Annotated in this window: 13 protein-coding genes; 9 read left to right on the forward strand and 4 right to left on the reverse strand. The window is 44.9% G+C overall.

Annotated elements, in window-relative coordinates:
- Positions 1–21: 21 nt before the first annotated feature.
- Positions 22–645, forward strand: coding sequence for a TetR/AcrR family transcriptional regulator (locus ADH92_RS07225; protein WP_006596535.1), 624 nt, complete (start codon positions 22–24; stop codon positions 643–645).
- 68 nt (positions 646–713) lie between these two features.
- On the opposite strand, the gene ADH92_RS07230 is transcribed toward ADH92_RS07225, so the two are convergent.
- The 4 genes from ADH92_RS07230 to ADH92_RS07245 form a co-directional block, all read right to left on the reverse strand.
- Positions 714–3,428: a DEAD/DEAH box helicase family protein gene (locus tag ADH92_RS07230; protein WP_049497952.1), complete on the reverse strand. Its 2,715-nt coding sequence runs from the start codon at positions 3,426–3,428 to the stop codon at positions 714–716.
- A gap of 149 nt (positions 3,429–3,577) precedes the next feature.
- Entirely contained in the window at positions 3,578–4,996 is a 1,419-nt protein-coding gene (locus ADH92_RS07235; RefSeq protein WP_239681861.1) for a VWA domain-containing protein, read from the reverse strand.
- 271 nt (positions 4,997–5,267) lie between these two features.
- Positions 5,268–6,077 carry a Cof-type HAD-IIB family hydrolase gene (locus ADH92_RS07240; RefSeq protein WP_049497954.1) on the reverse strand — a complete coding sequence of 270 codons (810 nt, stop codon included), beginning with the start codon at positions 6,075–6,077 and terminating at the stop codon, positions 5,268–5,270.
- Between the two features lie 12 nt (positions 6,078–6,089).
- Entirely contained in the window at positions 6,090–6,833 is a 744-nt protein-coding gene (locus tag ADH92_RS07245; protein ID WP_049497955.1) for a DeoR/GlpR family DNA-binding transcription regulator, read from the reverse strand.
- Positions 6,834–7,010: 177 nt separating this feature from the next.
- Here ADH92_RS07245 and ADH92_RS07250 point away from each other — a divergent pair, with 177 nt between their 5' ends.
- The 8 genes from ADH92_RS07250 to metE all read left to right on the forward strand — a co-directional run bounded on the left by ADH92_RS07250 (position 7,011) and on the right by metE (position 18,227).
- Positions 7,011–7,580, forward strand: a complete 570-nt coding sequence (locus ADH92_RS07250) for a sugar O-acetyltransferase (protein WP_049497956.1) — start codon at positions 7,011–7,013, stop codon at positions 7,578–7,580.
- On the forward strand, positions 7,577–8,341 hold the full coding sequence (locus tag ADH92_RS07255) for a nucleoside phosphorylase (RefSeq protein WP_049497957.1): 765 nt from the start codon (positions 7,577–7,579) through the stop codon (positions 8,339–8,341). Before ADH92_RS07250 ends, ADH92_RS07255 begins: the two co-directional genes overlap by 4 nt.
- Positions 8,342–8,372: 31 nt before the next feature.
- Positions 8,373–9,755, forward strand: coding sequence for a TrkH family potassium uptake protein (locus tag ADH92_RS07260; protein ID WP_049497958.1), 1,383 nt, complete (start codon positions 8,373–8,375; stop codon positions 9,753–9,755).
- Positions 9,756–9,764: 9 nt separating this feature from the next.
- Positions 9,765–10,430 (forward strand): potassium channel family protein, encoded by a 666-nt coding sequence (locus ADH92_RS07265; RefSeq protein ID WP_049490379.1) that lies wholly within the window; start codon positions 9,765–9,767, stop codon positions 10,428–10,430.
- 415 nt (positions 10,431–10,845) lie between these two features.
- Positions 10,846–11,604 carry a CPBP family intramembrane glutamic endopeptidase gene (locus tag ADH92_RS07270; protein ID WP_049497959.1) on the forward strand — a complete coding sequence of 253 codons (759 nt, stop codon included), beginning with the start codon at positions 10,846–10,848 and terminating at the stop codon, positions 11,602–11,604.
- Positions 11,605–11,751: 147 nt separating this feature from the next.
- Complete coding sequence (locus tag ADH92_RS07275; RefSeq protein ID WP_049497960.1) at positions 11,752–13,983, forward strand: glycoside hydrolase family 31 protein; 2,232 nt, start codon at positions 11,752–11,754, stop codon at positions 13,981–13,983.
- A gap of 68 nt (positions 13,984–14,051) precedes the next feature.
- A complete protein-coding gene (locus ADH92_RS07280) occupies positions 14,052–15,659 on the forward strand; it encodes an alpha-glucosidase (protein ID WP_049497961.1) in 1,608 nt (535 codons plus the stop codon).
- A gap of 318 nt (positions 15,660–15,977) precedes the next feature.
- Positions 15,978–18,227 (forward strand): 5-methyltetrahydropteroyltriglutamate--homocysteine S-methyltransferase, encoded by a 2,250-nt coding sequence (metE, locus tag ADH92_RS07285; RefSeq protein ID WP_049497962.1) that lies wholly within the window; start codon positions 15,978–15,980, stop codon positions 18,225–18,227.
- Positions 18,228–18,291: the final 64 nt, after the last annotated feature.

The raw sequence follows: 18,291 nt of genomic DNA on the forward strand, positions 1-18,291 counted from the left end.
TAAGAGGATGTGAGGAAGGACATGAACGAGAGTATTTTTGAGTCGTTTGAAGCGTATCTAGAGGGAGCAGACTATCCCAAAGGAAAGAAGAAAATTATGCAGGCAGCCGTCGATTTGATCTCGACCAAGGGGTATAATGGGACTTCAACCCTTCAAATTGCGGAGCATGCCGGGCTTAGCCAAGCCACTCTCTTCAAGTATTTCCAGACCAAAGATGAGTTGCTGACGGCTATTTTACATCCGATCCTTCCTAGTCTTCTGGGAAATTTTCTGGATCAACTCTTAAATTTTCAAACAACAGAGGAAAAAATTCACTATTTCGTTTATGACCGAATGAACTACCTCAAAACCAATCAAGCTCTCTTAAAAATCGTGTTACAGGAGATATTTTCGAATGAAAAGATCAAGCAGGAGCAAGAACATATTTGGAGTTTCATTCAGGGTAGAATTGGTGACCTCCTTCAAGAACTGAAAGCGGACCCTCGCATCAATCCTGATCTGACTATTTCCCAATTCCTGCGTATTCTGATTGGCCCGCTGCTTGCCTATTTTGGTCAGCTCTATATTCTTGGAACTAATGGGCAAGTGACCGATGAAGATCTTTCCTTGGTCGAAAAGCAAATCTTAGGTGGCTTGTGGAAATAGGGGGATCTGATAGAAACAAACCAAAAAACCATATTCCATTTCAATGGGAATATGGTTTTTTACAACTTTTATTTCAAATTCGACATCACTTGTTTCTTGGTGAAGGTGCGCTCTTGTTTATTAGCTAAGGCCTTAATGCGCGCATCAAGGAGAATAGCGCGACCTTCGGCACTTCGGGTATAGACGAGGTCATACTTACCTAGGCTCTTTCGGATTTGCTCCACAAAGGCTTGGGCATCCTCTTTCCGTTTGTCAAAGAGGCTTGGTACAGCGAAATATTCTGTTTGATCGGATACCTTTTCCTGTGCTTTCAGGATATAGCGCTGATTTTCAATCGGTGCGAAGAATTCGATCATGGTTTGCGAGAAGAGTTCCTTCTCCCGCATGGTTCCGCCCTTCAAATAGATCAGCGTGTTGATGGCATCCTTTCTGTCTCGTACGACTTGGATGCGGGTTTCTTGGGTCTGGATCTGGCCAGAAAGGAGTAGGGCTTGGTGAATAGCCTGGCCGAAGACTTCTAACCGTTTATAAGGGCTCTTATAGAGATAGTAGCGCAGCCAAGCAAGGAGAGCGAGAACAGCTAAAACGAATAGAAGAATTAGAGACGCTTTATTCCCTCCGCCTCTATGTGAATAGTAAAAAAGGTTGGCGACAGAATCGGTCAAAGCTGCGGCCGTCAGCCAACGAGCTAGCTTTCTGGCGTCAAAAAATAGGGCCAGGGGCAGGAAGTGTTTATCCACTTGTACCTCGTTAGCAATCTCCATATTCTCCAGAATCGGCAGGGCTGATTTCCAGCCGTCTCGGAGTTCTTGACGATGGGTAGAGCGCTCTAAGGTCTCTTCATTGAGTTTTTGCAACTGTTTTTTGGTATAGCGGATATTGTCAAAGGCTAGACGTTCAATGCCAGATTCGATGAAGGGCCCCTTGTAATGGAGACCTAAAAATTGCTTCATCCGTCTTTCTAAGAGCTCCAGATCAGGACTGTATTCTTTCAACTGATCAGTGATGGCTTCGATCTCTTCCTTTTCAAGATCGGACTTTTCATACCATTTCTTTAGGGAAAGATTAATGGAGACCAGGTGCCAGATGTTACTAGTTTTGTCTGGATCCTCAGGCCACACTCGGATGGCACGGCCTCGCATTTGGTTGCTGAGCATAAAGCTGCCGACAAAGCTCGCTAGGATCAGGGAATTGACACAAGGAGCATCCCAGCCTTCTCCTAGAAGAGACTTGGTTCCAATAACAACCTGGATGAGGCCCTCTTGAAAGAGCTGGGTCACAGCTGTCACCAAATCATGTTGAGAACCGACCAAACGAACCTTGAGAAAGTCATCAGGAGATAATTGGCCAACACTTTGATAAGTCAGTCGATTCCCTCCTAACAGCTCCTCTAGTCTTGGCTTAGCAACCGTCGGGATGATGACGATGCTACCGGTTAAGACAGCGATGGCAGGAGGAGTTGCTTGCTCTAAGCTTTCCCTGCGAATAGATTCGAAATAAGAGAGCACTCCCAATTGAGTAAATTGGGCGTCCTTATCTCCTAGATGAACTTCAAAATCTTGACGAATATAGTCTGTTAATACCAGTTGTCGTAGTTGGCTTCCAAGAGCCTGGTATTCGGCCTTGAAAATCTCTCGGACGGCATTAAGTTTTCCGAGGGATTGGTTGAGTAGAAGGTCTTGTTTTTTGTTGCGGACCAGTTTGACTTGTTTTCGATCGATCAAGCTGGCTGCTTTTAATTCATGAAGCAGTTGCTTCTCGTATTCCTCAGGTAGATTGTACCAGTGAGGCACCTGAAAGAGCAGACCTTGCAGGAGAATTTCAAGCCAGTCCAGGGTGAAAGCAGGTAGTTTCTTGGCTCCTAAAAGGTCCTGGAAACGTTTGGGAAAGTCAATTCCCTTGCTTCGAAGAAAGATCAGGGTAGCAGAGAGATACTTGGGCTCATTGAGCAATTCATCATCGCTAATCTGACCAGATAAGGCCTGGCAGGTTTGGAGGTATTGGCAAAAGAGGGAATCGGAAGTCAGTTGTTGCAAGAGAGCATTCTTTTGTTGGCTAAAAGCGTCCAACTGCTCTTGCTCTTCCTTGGTTGGAAAGGCAAAGTAGACATAGTCTTGGTGGGGACAAAGGGTATCTTCCTTGACCAATTCGGGAACCGTAATTTCCTCATCGATCTCACCACACATGCGGATATAGCGATCCCAAAGGGCAGGATCCCCTTCATAGGGCGGGGTGGCGGTAAGGGAGATCATCTTTAAGTCTGGGAAGGCCTGACGAAAGGCTTCCAAACTCTTCCACCATTCATTGCGCAGGTGATGACACTCATCTAAACAAAGGGTCCCGAGTGAGATGGCTTTGAAAGTAGTAAAGATATCAAAGCCTTTGAAATCAAATGTTTCAATCTCTGCCTGGTCATCGGTATCCTCAGCTTGTGATTGACCGACGACTTGGTTCACGGCGCTGTGTAGGGCCTGATAGGTAGCCACTGTAATCAGCTTAGGATGTTTGAGGTCCTGAGAGATCAATTGCTCCGCTTGGCTTTCATCACTCAAGAATGCTTGGATAATCCGGTCCACCCATTGCTGACGAATGGTGACCGTAGGAGCCAAGATCAGGGTTGGCTGGCCAAAGCGTCTGATAAATTCGATTCCCAGGGTTGTTTTTCCAGAGCCAGGAGCTGCTACCAAATGCAGGTGGCCATCCGCCATAAAAGCGTCACTCTTATCGAGAACGCGTTTTTGATAGTGTCTCCATTGGCCTGTAAAGGCTAGTTCTTGTAACATTGGTTTCCTCCCTTGTACTGTCCCCATTATATCATAGCGGGGGACAAGAATCTCTTGGTAGAAGTTGAAGATTTCCGCTTTCTAATGAAAATAGCAAAGGGGAAATTTTGAGTGATAAAAAGCCCAATCAACGGATTAGGCTTTTCATGTTAGTCTTTCTTTGTTTTACGAGAGAGGCCAAAGGCAGCACCCATGCTAAGAAGACCAAGACCTAGAGTCGTCAAAGCAATTGAGGTCTTGCTTCCTGTATTTGGAAGGCTTGCTTCTTTTTGAGGAAGAGCAGCTGGTGCGATATAAACTGCTGTTTTGACAGGCTCATCTTTAGCCGGTGTGAAAACGGTCGGTTTCGCAGGAGTGACAACAGCCGGTTTCTGAGGAGTAGGAGTCGGTGTTGCAGGTGTTTGGATGCTAGGCGTTTGTGGTTTTGCTTTCGCCACGCGGTGAGTTTTTGAGATCAACTCATACTTGTCTGTTTGGACTTTGAAGACACGACCTTTTTGGACAGTTTCAACGACTTTGTTGGCAAATTGAACGTTCAACAAGTCAGCAAAGTTTTTGTCGATATCTAAGTAGAGACCATTTGTTCCATTGACCAATGGATCAAAGTCTTTTTTCTCAGCTGTTTCACCAACCACTGTCAAAGAGATGCCAGCATCTTGAAGGGCCTTCAGTGTCGCTTCTTTGGTTGGTGTATCCTTTGTAAGATCAATGTCCTCGTCTGTAATCAAGAAAGCAAAGCGATGGTTGTTTGCCCCAGCCCCCCAGTTGTAGTCCCCTGAAGTAGCAATATGATGCAATGGAACAGTAGCATTTTCATAGTAGCCTTTAGTTTTGATGGTTTTCAAAGCAGAAATGAAACTTTCTGGATCACTTGTGAACTTAGATCCATTGAAATCATGGTATTTAACTTCACTAGCTCTTTCGTATTCAACCAATCCTAAACGAGCTTGAATATTTTTTGCCGATAGATTGCGAACGAAGGTCTCGACATTCTTCATCGTATCCCTGATGTGAGAATCCATTGAAGTTGATTTGTCGATGACAAAGACGATGTCTGATGTTGCTTGAACTTCTTTTTTATTGACGACATCTGCTTCTTTTGTCACTTCGACTACAGTTGTTTTGTTGACGGTTTCAGTTGTTGTCTCAGTGTAGTCAGCTGTTTCTTTGGTTGATGTAGCTGTCTTGGTAGAAGAGACTGGTTTTGAAGTGCCAACAGGTGTGTCTTGATCGTCTAAGCTAGTGGTTTTGATAGTTGCTGTTGAGGTAGTGGTTGTATCTGCACCGTCTGTTTTAGCAGATGGGCCAGTTTTTTTAACGTCCACAGCGATGACATCTCCAGTTTTTGCTTTATCAGCAGGAACAACTGGTGTATTGGCTTTGGCGTTGATTTCTTCGGTTGCAGTAGTGATAGGTGATTTTGCTGCTGTAGTAGCTGTAGGAGCAGCTTGGGTTGTTGCAGGTGCAACGTCATCAGCAGAAGCAATAGTCGTTCCTGTGAAGACAGTTCCTAAAACAACGGAAGCTAAAGTTAAAGTTTGTTTACGTGAAATAGTATATTTTTTCAAAATACGTCCCCTTTTTAATAAACTTTTTTCTATCATACAGGTTTTTGAAAAACTTGTCAACGGTATAATAATCAAGGCTTTGCGAGCTTTTTATATCTCTAATTATTAATAATAAGCTGAATAAGCAAAATATACACAAAATAATTTAATTATACAATACATACGAAAGAAAATAGGATTCCCACAAATTTGCAGGAATCCTTATTTTATCAGTATTTCTACTATATTTTTTAGTCGTAAAAAATACTAGCTAGTCACTTTATTTATGTTTCTAAATCAGGACATAGGTTTCAACCGCTTGCCCAGCCCCGTTTTCATTATTGGTCTTTGTCACGATTGCTGCTCCGTCTTTCACCTCTTGAGGAGCATTGCCCATAGCGACACCGATGCCTGCTTTTTTGAGCATAGGGAGGTCGTTGAAGTTGTCCCCCATGGTGAGGACTTCTTCTAAGCTCAAGTGGTAGTGGTTGGCGAGTTCAACCAGAGCATCCTCTTTAGAGACGTGCTTAGCCGTGACTTCTAGGTAGTTGGCTTTGGAGAGATAAAAGGCGGTAGAAGGGAAGTCGTCGGTAGAAATAGCACGATAGAGGGCTTGGATCTCTTCTGCTTCCCCAATTAAGAGCAATTTGTGGAGGGGCTTTGTCGCATCCAGTAAAGGATGCAATAGGGGAAGAATGATAGGTTTTTCTCCTGTAATCCGGGCCTCCTCTTGGCTCCATTGGTCGAGATGATCGGTCATCCAGTCTTTTCCACTATAGAGGTTGATCGAAACCTGAGGAAAGTGTTGGTTGGCCCAATCAATAAATTGACGGGCTTCAATCTTGTCTAAGGGATGCTCAAACAGAACCTGCTCTCCTTTTTGGATCAAGGCTCCATTGTAGCAGGCCATAGGACAGTCTTCTATGCCGAGCTCTTTGGCAATGGGTGCCATCCCTTTTGGAGAGCGAGCAGAGGCCAGCACGAAAGGAATCTTTTCACGCTTTAAATCCGGGATCAATGATGCTAACTGTGGATCGATCTGATGGTGGTCATTTAAGATGGTGCCATCGATATCGCTGATGATGAGACGAATGTGAGACATAAAGATTACCTCCTAATAGAGAATAGTGGTTTCGTTGCCGACTTGTTTAAGGATTTCAGGGCTTGGTTTTTGGTCGGTAATCCAATAATCAAATTGCTTGAGACGAGCAAGATAGTAGTTGGCATTTTGGGAGAACTTGCTGCTTTCTGCCACCAGCACCTTGGTACGAGCCCGTTCAAAGACGAGGGATTTGACTGTAACGTCTTCAGCATCTTCAAAGGTGACTTCGCCATTGGCTAAGCTACTTGCTCCAAAAAAAGCGAGATCAAAGCGAAGATTGTCCAGTATTTGTGCTTGATTCGCGTCATAGTAGAAGCGGTTTTTAGGGTAGAATTTCCCTCCTAAAAGATGAAAGTCAACCTGGGAATGGCTACTGAGCTGGATGGCATTGTCAAGGGAATGCGAATAGACTGTGACTTCCTTATTAAGCAAGCCAGCAAGCAGGGTCATCGAGGTGGAAACGTCGAGAAAGATCACTTGTCCATCTTGGATCAATTGCAGGGCCTTTTGAGCCATGGCAGTCTTTTCCTTGTTGGCCTTTTGACTGCGGTCTAGATAAGAAGGGCCAGGTTCTTTGTTTAAGGGAAGGAGACCACCGTGTGTCCTGCGAACCAGCTGGCGTTGGCTAAGGAGAGCGAAGTCACGACGGATGGTATCTTTTGAGACCTTGAAGTAGTCGACCATTTCTTTGGCCGATAGTTGTTTTCGCTCTTCTAAAAGTTCTAGGATTTTTTCGAGTCGCTGTTCCTGATACATGAGCTTGCTCCTTATTTCTGTTCTTGCCTATATTTTACATTATCTATTAAGCTAATGCAAGTGTTTTTAATTATTTTTAAGCGTTTGTGATCTTTTTTCTTGCAAACCCTTATTCTGACGTTTGTTTTAAAGGGGGAATTCTGCTATAATATGTCAAAATAACGTGGAGGTTTCCTTATGGCCAGTGAATATGAAAAAATGATTGCGGGTGATTTTTATAGACCTGCTGACCCTGAATTACGGGCTTTGGCCCAAGCCTCTCGGGAGAAACAAGAAGCCTTTAACCAAGAGGTGGATCCCCCAAAAGGGGTAGCTATCATCAAAGAGTGGTTTGGTTCAACCGGTGAAAACCTCTATCTTAATCGCCAGGTTCTTGTAGATTATGGGGTTAATATCCATCTGGGAGAAAATTTCTATGCCAATTACAATTTGACCATGTTGGATGTATGTCCCATTACGATTGGAAAGAATGCCATGATTGGTCCTAACTGCCAATTCTTGACCCCCTTGCACCCACTGGATCCAGACGAGCGCAATTCTGGTCTCGAGTACGGGGCGCCGATTACGATAGGAGATAACTTCTGGGCAGGAGGAGGGGTCACCATCCTTCCTGGTGTCACGCTGGGTGACAATGTGGTTGCTGGCGCAGGAGCAGTGGTCACAAAATCCTTTGGAGACAATGTGGTCCTTGGAGGAAATCCAGCCCGTGTCATTAAAGAAATACCCGTTAAAAAGGAGAAGGAATGATCCATAAACATGAAATACCCATTTTAGAGTTTGATGACAATCCACAGGCAGTCATTATGCCGACCCATGAGGGGTTAGACCTGCACCTACCTGAAAAATGTGTGTATGCTTTCTTGGAAGATGAGATTGATCGCTTTGCGGAAGCTGTTGGAGCCAAACAAGTAGCTAGCTTTGTCTCAGCTACCAAGATCTATCCGGTCTATGTTATGGAGTACAAAGGAGAGGAGATCTGCTTGGCCCAGGCGCCAGTTGGATCTGCCCCTGCCGCCCAATTCATGGATTGGTTGATTGGCTATGGAGTGAAGAAGATCATATCGGCCGGTAGCTGCGGGGTCTTGGTGGACATAGAAGAAAATGCTTTTTTAATCCCGACCAAGGCCTTGCGAGATGAAGGAGCCAGTTATCATTATGTCGCGCCTTCGCGTTATATAGAGGTGGACGGCCGCGCACTGACTGCTATTGAAGCAGTTCTCAAACAAGCGTCCATTCCTTATCAAGAGGTCATGACCTGGTCGACCGATGGCTTTTATAGGGAGACACCTGACAAGGTGGCCTATCGCATCGAAGAAGGGTGTAGTGTGGTGGAGATGGAATGTGCCTCTCTTGCTGCAGTGGCCCAGCTTCGTGAGGCGGTTTGGGGCTTGCTCCTATTTACCGCAGATTCTCTAGCAGATCTGGAACATTATGACCAGCGTGACTGGGGCTCAGAAGCTTTTGAGAAGGCCTTAGAATTATGCCTAGAAATGGTTCATTACTTGTAGGTCTATTCTCTTTTTATGATACAATGAAGTTATGTTAGTCAAATCATATTTTAAACGATGGCAGTCCAAGATCAAAGGTCTGTCTCCAGCAAGGCGGATCTTTTTCAGCTTTGCCTTGGTTATCCTGATGGGCTCTCTCTTACTGAGTTTGCCCTTTGTCCAGCAAGTAAGCTCAACAGCAGGCTACATCGACCACCTCTTTACCGCGGTCTCTATGGTCTGTGTGACAGGGCTCTTTACCCAGTCGGTGGCTTCGACCTATAATGGCTGGGGGCAATTGATTTGTATGCTCTTGATTCAGATTGGAGGCCTAGGGATTTTGACCTTTATTGGTCTCTTCTTTATGGAAAGCCGCCAAAAGCTCAGTTTCAAGGACCGGCAGACTATTCGGGACAGCTTTAGCTTTAGCAATAATCAAAGCTTGACCCGTTTTGTGCGCTCTATTTTCATTACCACCTTTACCATCGAAGGACTGGGAGCCTTGTTCCTCATGATTCGCTTCATTCCTCGCTTCGGCTGGGGCCATGGAATCTTTAACTCTATCTTTGTCGCGGTTTCCGCCTTTTGTAATGCGGGCTTTGATAATTTTGGGGGCGATAGTATGATGAGCTTCCAGACCGATTGGTTGGTCAATCTGACTTTGTCTGCCCTTATTATTACAGGGGGTTTGGGCTTTATGGTTTGGTTTGACCTGGTCACCAAGGCCCGTAACCAATCCGGACGACGGACTCTTCGCTTTCACACCAAGGTGGTTCTCTGGTTAACAGCTGCGATTCTCCTCTTTGGGACAGTAACCAGCCTCTTGACCGAGTTTAATAATCCGGCAACCATTGGGTCCCTGCCATTGGGAGAGAAGGTCTTGGTCAGCTTTTTCCAAACTGTCAGCATGCGGACGGCCGGTTTTGCCTCCTTAGATTATACAGCAGTTCGGCCAGTGACACTTTTTATCTATCTCTTGCAGATGTTTCTAGGTGGCGCACCTGGTGGGACAGCAGGGGGCATGAAAATTACGACATTCCTGGTCTTAGTTCTTTTGGCTCGCAAGGAATTACTTGGATTACCACATACCAATTTGGGTAAGCGTACCATCGCACCAGACTTGGTGCAACGCTCTTTGGGCACAGCAGTGATTTTCCAGTTGACCTTTATCCTGGGGCTCTTTGGCCTTTGTCTTGTGACGCCGGATGGTCAACGTTTTCTGTACTTGGTCTTTGAGGTGGTATCGGCTTTAGCGACAGTGGGCGTAACGGCCAATGTGACCTCGACTTTAAATGGAGCAGGGCTGGGGATCATCATGGTGCTCATGTTTATCGGTCGGATCGGCCCCTTGACCCTTATGGTCAGCTTGAACAATTACAAAGCCAAAAAAGCAGATGCCTTGCAATATGCCAAGGCAGACATCATTATCGGATAGGAGAGACTTATGGCAAATCGAACCATTGGAATTCTGGGATTAGGGATTTTTGGACAGAGTGTCTTAAAAACTCTGCAGGACCAGGATGTGGATATCATTGCAATTGACGATCATGAAGATGTGATCAACCAGTATGAATCTATGATTACAACTGGAATTGTTGGAGACATTACGGAAATGGACCTCCTGGATGCGGCAGATATTGGGAACTGTGACACAGTTGTCATCGCAACAGGTGAAAATCTGGAATCAAGTGTCCTGGCGGTCATGCACTGTAAGGCACTTGGCGTCGAGCACGTCATTGCCAAGGTCAAGAATGAAGTGACCAAGGAAGTTCTTGAAAAGATTGGGGCTGATCTGGTCATCCTGCCGGAGGTAGAAGCAGGCATGTCCCTCGCTAAAATGATTCTTTTCCAACACCGGATTGAAGTTTTCCAGTTGGATGATGAGGTGGTCGTGGTTGAGTTTACCGTTCCATCTGCCTGGGTTGGAAAGAGTATTCGAGAGTTGGCGGTCAGAGACCAGTATCAACTCAATATCATTGGCTATCGAGATGCAGAAGAGCAGCCCCTGCGGAGCCAGTTAGGACCAGATTTTGTATGGCCAGCGGAGGTACGCGTGATGGCAGTGACGGACAACCAATATCTGGATAGAATCCAAGATTTGTTAGACTAATTGTGTAATGGAAACGGCCGAAAAGTTGTTTCAGAATGTTGATAACCTATGTTTTAAATAAAATAGGTTAAGTGATTCTGCAGAAAAATGATTTTTAATTTTTAAAATGAATCAACAATATACTGAAACTTTCCGCTGTGAGAAAAGTGTTTGAAACATGATTGTTTCAAACACTCGGGAGTTTTGAGACTATAAATTAAAAAGCGAAGAGGTTCAAAACTAAGTCATGGAACTTCAAAGAAGTTCGCTGACGTCCGTCCTCACCTAAGGAAAGTTTTTAAGATGACGTTGTCTTCAATATAAAATAAAACGGCCAAAAGGTCGTTTTTTTCTCTAGGTTAACTCTTCTTTAAGCAATGATTGCTAAAGTAAGAGAAACAAAAATACTTCCATGGTGGGAATAGAAGGATGAAAGATGATATTTTTTAACAGAATACGACCCAAACAGCCCTTAAAAGAGCTCAAATGGTTTGATATTGGCATTGTGACGGCCATTCTCTTTGGGCAATTCATTGTCCGCTCGACCCAGCTGTTTTTAGCCAGTTTTCAGCCAGTCGCGCAGACTGCAGTAGCCACAAACAGTAGCAATACTGCAAGTGAAGGAGCTGCTTATTCCAGCAATATGACCTTGCAGTTGATCTTGCTGGCTCTAGCTCTTCTTTACTTGCTACTCCGTCGCTTTGATTTTAAACAATTGCCGATCCGCTTCAAGTGGTCCACCTTGATCTGGGTGCCTTTGCTCTTTGCAGCGATGGGACTTTTTGGGGATGTTATCTCAACAGTCTCGGGTGAATACAATTACCTAAGTCCGAGTCTTTGGCCTTATATCGATCCCATGCAGATCCTCCATAAGTTCATGGCTTTGAGTCCCATGGCGATTGCTTATGGTTTGCTCAATGGATTTTATGAAGAATTTTTCTTTTTGGGCTTAATGACTTCGGTGAGTGAGAAGAACAAGTGGAAGGCGCTGGCCTTTTCAACCCTGATCCGTTTTTCTTTCCACACCTATCAAGGGCTTCTCTGGGCCCTTGTGATTGGCGTCATTTATGGACTCTTTTATTACTTCATGTACAAGAAGGTCGTCAAGAATCTCTTGCCATTTTTCCTCATGCATGCCTTGGCAGATATGTTTGGCTCGAGTCTCATGTATCTCTTGATCAATTGGGGAAGTTGATCTTATAAAATTTTAGGAAAGGCTCTGTCAAGTGTTGACAGGCCTTTTTTTGAGTGCTATAGTAAAATCGTAAGCGTTTACCTAGTGAAGCGAAGCAGATGAAAAGAGGGCGAGTCAGATGCCCTATAAAAAGAGGAGGACAGACAAATGGCAGGACCAGTCATAGAGGGAGAAAACTATCGGATATCCGTATTAACGGAATCTTTGGTGCGCTTGGAATACTCTGAAGATGGTGTTTTTGAAGATGGTCAGACGCAAGTTGTACAACATCGAGATTTTGGACCTGTTGCCTGTGAGGTCGTAGAGACAGAAGCTGTTCTCGATCTTCATACAGAGCATCTCCACCTCCATTTTGAAAAGGGACCTTTTGCCCCGGATCGGCTTTTTATCGAACTCAAGGGTCAGTATGCAGTCTATGGGAGCCGGTGGCATTATGGAGATCAGCCGGAGACCTTAAAGGGGACCAGTCGGACGCTTGACGAGGTCGATGGGGCTATGGAGTTGCAAGATGGGATCTTGAGCAAGGCCGGTTATGCTCTTTTAGACGATTCCGCTTCCTATTTGTATGATGACGAAAGCGGTTTTAGAGCACGGCCCTATCCAGAAGTGGATCTGTATTTCTTCGGTTATGGGCGCGATTATCTAGGCGCCTTAAAAGATTTTTACCATCTGACAGGACAGCCCCCACTCTTGCCACGTTATGCTCTGGGAAACTGGTGGAGTCGCTATTGGCCTTATACCAGTCAGGAGTATACAGATTTGATGGATCGGTTCAAAGCAGAAGGGGTGCCTCTTGCAGTCAGTGTGATCGATATGGACTGGCACAAGACGGCGATTCCTGCTCGCTTTGGAAGTGGTTGGACTGGCTATAGTTGGAACCGGGATTTGATTCCTGATCCAGCTGCCTTCTTAAATGGCCTGCATGAGCGTGGTTTAAAGGTGACCTTAAATGTCCATCCGGCAGATGGAATTCGCGCCTTCGAAGATGCTTATCCCATGGTCGCAAAACGCTTGGGACTGGATGCGGAAAAAGAAGAAGCGGCTAGCTTTGATTTTTATAGTCCAGCTTTTCGCGAAGCTTATTTCGAAGATGTCCACCATCCTTTGGAAGATCAAGGAGTGGACTTTTGGTGGATTGATTGGCAGCAAGGTAGTCATGGCAAGATGGATCCCCTTTGGTTGTTAAATCACTATCATTATCTAGACAATTGCCGAAAAGGCCAAGCTGGACTCATCTTATCACGATATGGGGGTCCTGGTAGCCATCGGTATCCGATTGGTTTTTCAGGGGACACTATTGTGACTTGGGAATCCCTAGCCTTTCAACCCTATTTTACCAGCACAGCTTCCAATATCGGCTACACCTGGTGGAGTCATGATATCGGTGGCCATATGCGGGGCTACTATGATGAAGACTTGTCGCTTCGCTGGTTGCAGTTTGGGGTCTTTAGCCCGATCAATCGTCTCCATAGTTCTTGTAATGCCTTTAACAGCAAGGAACCGTGGTTTTACTCGTCTGAGACCTGTTGCTTGATGAAGCAGTATTTGCGCCTGCGCCATAGCTTACTGCCTTATCTCTACACCATGAATGTTGCGACGCACGAAGAAGGGCTACCCTTGGTTCAACCCCTCTATTACCACTACCCAAATGAAGAAGAGGCTTATGAAGCGAAGAATCAATATTTCTTTGGCAGTGAACTCATGGTGGCGCCAATTACCGAAGCGCTGGATCCGGTCTTTCATAGTGCTTCTGTGAGCGTTTGGTTCCCAGACGGCGTTTGGTATGATTTCTTCCATGATTGGAAGTATGAAGGAAGAGGCAAGCTCACGGTCTTTAGGACCAGCCAGGATATTCCAGTCTTTGCACGTGCGGGAGCTATCATCCCTATGGATGCACAAGCACAGACAGGAGTGGACCTTCCAGAAATGCTGGACTGGCATCTCTTCCCAGGTGACAATCGTTCTTTCGTACTCGTCGAAGGAGAAGGAGCTAGCAAGGTTGAAACCCGCGTAACAGTCGATTGGGATGAAAGAAAGATTAGGCTGGATTTAACAGGTGAGATTGCCTTGCTTCCTGAAAAGAGACGGCACCGTTTCTTGCTCCATACCTTTGAGACAGCCCCTATCATAGTGGACAATCAAAGTCAGGAAATTGCGATGGGTGAGCTGCAATCGCATCCGATTGCCAAAGAAGATCGGATGTTTGAGCTCTTAAAATCTGCCAACCTGGCCTACGATAGGAAAAACGAATTATTTGCGGCTTGTTCAAAAGCCAAGGATTGGAAACAGTTGATGAAGGTCATCACGCCTTTGGAGGAAGGCTTGCGCCAACGTCTCTTTGAAGTGATTTATTCCAGTGAAGAGAATGAATACTTGTAAACTCTTGCAATTTCACCCCTATTTTTGTATGATGAAAATGATTTCACAATCATAAAGGAGAAGAAAAAATGGAACAAAAATGGTGGCATAATGCCGTAATTTACCAAGTTTATCCAAAAAGTTTCAAGGATAGTAATGGCGATGGCATCGGGGATCTCAAGGGGATCACGAGCAAGCTAGACTATCTGGAAAAGCTAGGGATTACAGCCATCTGGCTCTCACCAGTCTACAAGAGTCCCATGGATGATAACGGCTATGACATCTCGGATTACGAGGATATTGCCTCCATCTTTGGTACCATGGAAGATATGGAAGAATTGATCGCAGAAGGTCATAAACGCAAGATCAAAATTATCATGGACTTGGTGGTCAACCATACCTCTGATGAGCATGCTTGGTTTATCGAGGCGCGTGAACATCCAGAAAGTCCAAAGCGGGATTTCTATATTTGGCGCGATGAGCCCAATGGTATTATTTCTGCTTTTAGTGGCTCTGCTTGGGAGTTTGATGAAGCTTCAGGTCAATACTACCTGCATAACTTTAGTAAGAAGCAACCAGATCTCAACTGGGAAAATGAGGAACTCCGTCATCAGATCTATGACATGATGAATTTCTGGATTGATAAGGGAATTGGTGGCTTCCGTATGGATGTGATCGATATGATCGGTAAGATCCCAGATCAGGAAATCATCAGCAATGGTCCCATGCTCCATCCTTACTTGAAGGAAATGAATCAAGCGACCTTTGGTGATAAGGATCTGCTCACGGTGGGAGAAACTTGGGGGGCGACTCCAGAGATTGCCAAGCAATACTCCAATCCGAAAAATCAAGAATTGTCCATGGTTTTCCAATTTGAACACATTGGCCTTCAATACCAACCGGGTCAACCAAAGTGGCACTACGCGAAGGAATTGGATGTACCTAAATTGAAGGAAATTTTCACTAAGTGGCAGACGGAATTAGGAGAAGAGGAAGGCTGGAATTCCCTCTTTTGGAACAACCATGATTTGCCACGGATTGTGTCAACTTGGGGGGATGATGGGGACTATCGTGTCAAATCTGCCAAGGCTTTAGCGATTCTGCTTCACTTGATGAAGGGAACTCCTTATATCTATCAAGGCGAAGAAATCGGGATGACCAACTATCCATTTAAGACCCTTGAGGACGTAGAAGATATCGAGTCGATCAATTATGCCCATGAAGCCTTAGAAAAAGGGGTTCCGCTCGAAGTGATCATGGATCAAATCCGCCATATTGGTCGGGACAATGCCCGGACACCGATGCAGTGGAATGATGAAGCAGAAGCTGGCTTTACGACAGGTCGTCCATGGCTTGCGATCAACCCAAACTACAAAGAGATCAATGTAGAGGCTGCCCTAGCAGATCCAGACTCTATTTTCTATACCTACCAAGCCCTCATTGCTTTGAGAAAAGAGTACCCTTGGCTTGTGACCGCTGATTATGAATTGGTGGACGCAGCAGACAAGGTTTTTGCCTACAAGCGGGTAGAAGGAGAGCAAGCCTATTTGGTGGTTGTCAATCTCTCCAGTCAAGAGCAAGAGTTACCGCTCGTCAATGGGGTTGAAGAGGTTCTCATTGCCAATACCAAGGTAGAACAAGTCCTCGAATCAGGCAAGTTGGCCCCTTGGGATGCCTTCTGTGTTAAATTAGCCTAATGAAGCAAATGAAAAAATAGAGGAAATTACTTCCTCGTAGAAGCAGGTCTTTCTCGATAGAGAAGGCCTGCTTTGCTTTTTAGGGGCTGTTCTTCTAGCGGAATCCGCTCAAAATCCGCTCAAAAATGGTTTTGGGGATGCTTGGGTTATAGGAAATATTTATAAGAAGTCCTAGTTTTTGATTTTGATTTCTGCTCTCAAGGCCCATTAAATCTGTGTTATAGTTTTTGGCTATATCAAAATTCGTGTAAAAGCAATTATACAAGACGGCTATCTTCTGATATGATAGTGTCAATTAGAATTTTTGGAGGACACAACATGTCAACTACAATTATCGGTTTCCCACGTTTGGGTGAATTCCGTGAATTAAAATTTACAACTGAAAAATACTTTAGAAAAGAAATCTCAGCAGACGAGCTCTTGGCAGCTGCTAAAGACTTGCGTGCTAAACACTGGAACATTGTTAAAGAACAAGGCATCTCAGAGATTCCTTCAAATGACTTCTCACACTACGACAATTTCCTTGATGCAGCCTTCCTTTTCAACGTCGTGCCTGCATCTGTTCAAAACTTGGATTTGACAGACCTTGAACAATACTTCGCTTTGGCGCGTGGTTACCAAGGTGAAAAAGGGGATGTGCGTGCCCTTCCAATGAAAAAATGGTTCAACACCAACTACCATTACATCGTTCCTAAATTTGAAAAAACAACAGAAGTGAAATTGGCTGGTCACAAGATTTTTGATGAGTACCAAGAAGCTAAAGAATTGGGGATCAACACTCGTCCAGTAGTCGTTGGACCATTCACTTTCCTTCAATTATCTGACTTTGAAGATGGTGTGAAAGCTGAAGACTTCGTCGACAGCTTGGTTGCTGCTTACCAAGAAGTCTTTGCCAAATTGGCTGAGCTTGGTGCGACTCGTATTCAACTCGATGAGCCAGCTCTTGTTAAAGACTTGACAGCCGAAGAAAAAGCTCTCTTCTTGAACCTCTACAACAAACTCTTGGCTGATAAGAAAGGTCTTGAAGTCTTGATCCAAACTTACTTTGGTGATGTTCGTGATGTTTACAATGACCTTGTAAACTTGCCAGTAGATGGTATCGGTCTTGACTTTGTTGAAGGCAAGAAAACACTTGAATTGGTGAAAGGTGGCTTCCCAGCTGATAAGACTCTTTATGCAGGTATTGTCAATGGGAAGAACATCTGGCGCAACAACTATGAAAAGAGCTTGGAAATCTTGGATCAAGTTCCAGCTGAAAAGGTTGTCTTGACGACTTCTTGCTCCCTTCTTCATGTGCCATTTACAACGGCTAACGAAGATTTTGAACCAGCTATTTTGAACCACTTCGCCTTTGCAGTTGAAAAATTGGGTGAATTGCGTGACTTGGATGCCATCCGTAACGGTCAAGGTGCAGAAGCTCTTGCTGCTAACAAAGAACTCTTTGCAACAGAACGCGTTGGAGCAAATGCTGAACTTCATGCTCGCATCGCAGCTTTGACAGAAGCAGACTACACTCGTTTGCCAGCTTTCGCAGAACGTGAAGAAATCCAAAAAGAAGCCTTCAAGCTTCCAGCACTTCCAACAACTACCATCGGTTCATTCCCTCAAACTAAGGAAGTTCGTGCTAAACGTTTGGCCTTCCGTAAGGGTGAATTGACACAAGAAGAATACGATGCCTTCCTTGCTGAAACGATCGACGAATGGATCAAATGGCAAGAAGAAGTTGGATTTGACGTACTTGTACACGGTGAATTTGAGCGGAACGACATGGTTGAGTACTTCGGTCAAAACTTGTCTGGTTACCTCTTCTCTAAAAACGGTTGGGTACAATCATACGGTATGCGCGGGGTGAAACCACCAATCATCTGGGGTGATGTGACTCGTCTTAACCCAATCACTGTGAAATGGTCTAGCTACGCACAAAGCCGTACAGACAAACCGGTTAAAGGGATGTTGACTGGACCTGTTACCATCCTTAACTGGTCATTCCCACGTGAAGATATCTCTATCAAGGATTCTACTCTTCAAATCGCTCTTGCCATCAAGGATGAAGTTCTTGACCTTGAAGCTGCAGGCGTGAAGATCATCCAAATCGACGAGGCTGCTCTTCGTGAAAAATTGCCACTCCGTCGTAGTGACTGGTATGAAGACTACCTTGACTGGGCGATTCCAGCCTTCCGTTTGGTACACTCAACTGTCGCACCAGACACACAAATCCACACTCACATGTGTTACTCAGAATTTACAGATATTATCCCAGCTATCGACAACTTGGATGCGGACGTTATCTCATTTGAGGCTAGCCGTTCAAACCTTGAAATCTTGGATGAGTTGAAAGCGAAAAACTTCCAAACAGAAGTTGGACCTGGGGTTTACGATATCCACTCACCACGTGTCCCACAAGACGGTGAAATTGATCACACTATTGAAGCAATCTTGGCAAAAGTACCAAGTGGCAAAGTTTGGATCAACCCTGACTGTGGTTTGAAGACTCGTGGAATTAAAGAAACAAAAGAAAGCTTGATCAAACTGGTTAATGCTGCTAAAGAAGCGCGTGAACACTTGTAAGAACTGTTTCGAGGACCTTCTATCATCGTGTAGAGGGTTTTCGAATCGTTCCCTTATCCTAGAA

The organism is Streptococcus parasanguinis, from assembly GCF_001073155.1.
In the GTDB taxonomy this organism is placed as follows: Bacteria; Bacillota; Bacilli; order Lactobacillales; family Streptococcaceae; genus Streptococcus; species Streptococcus parasanguinis_D.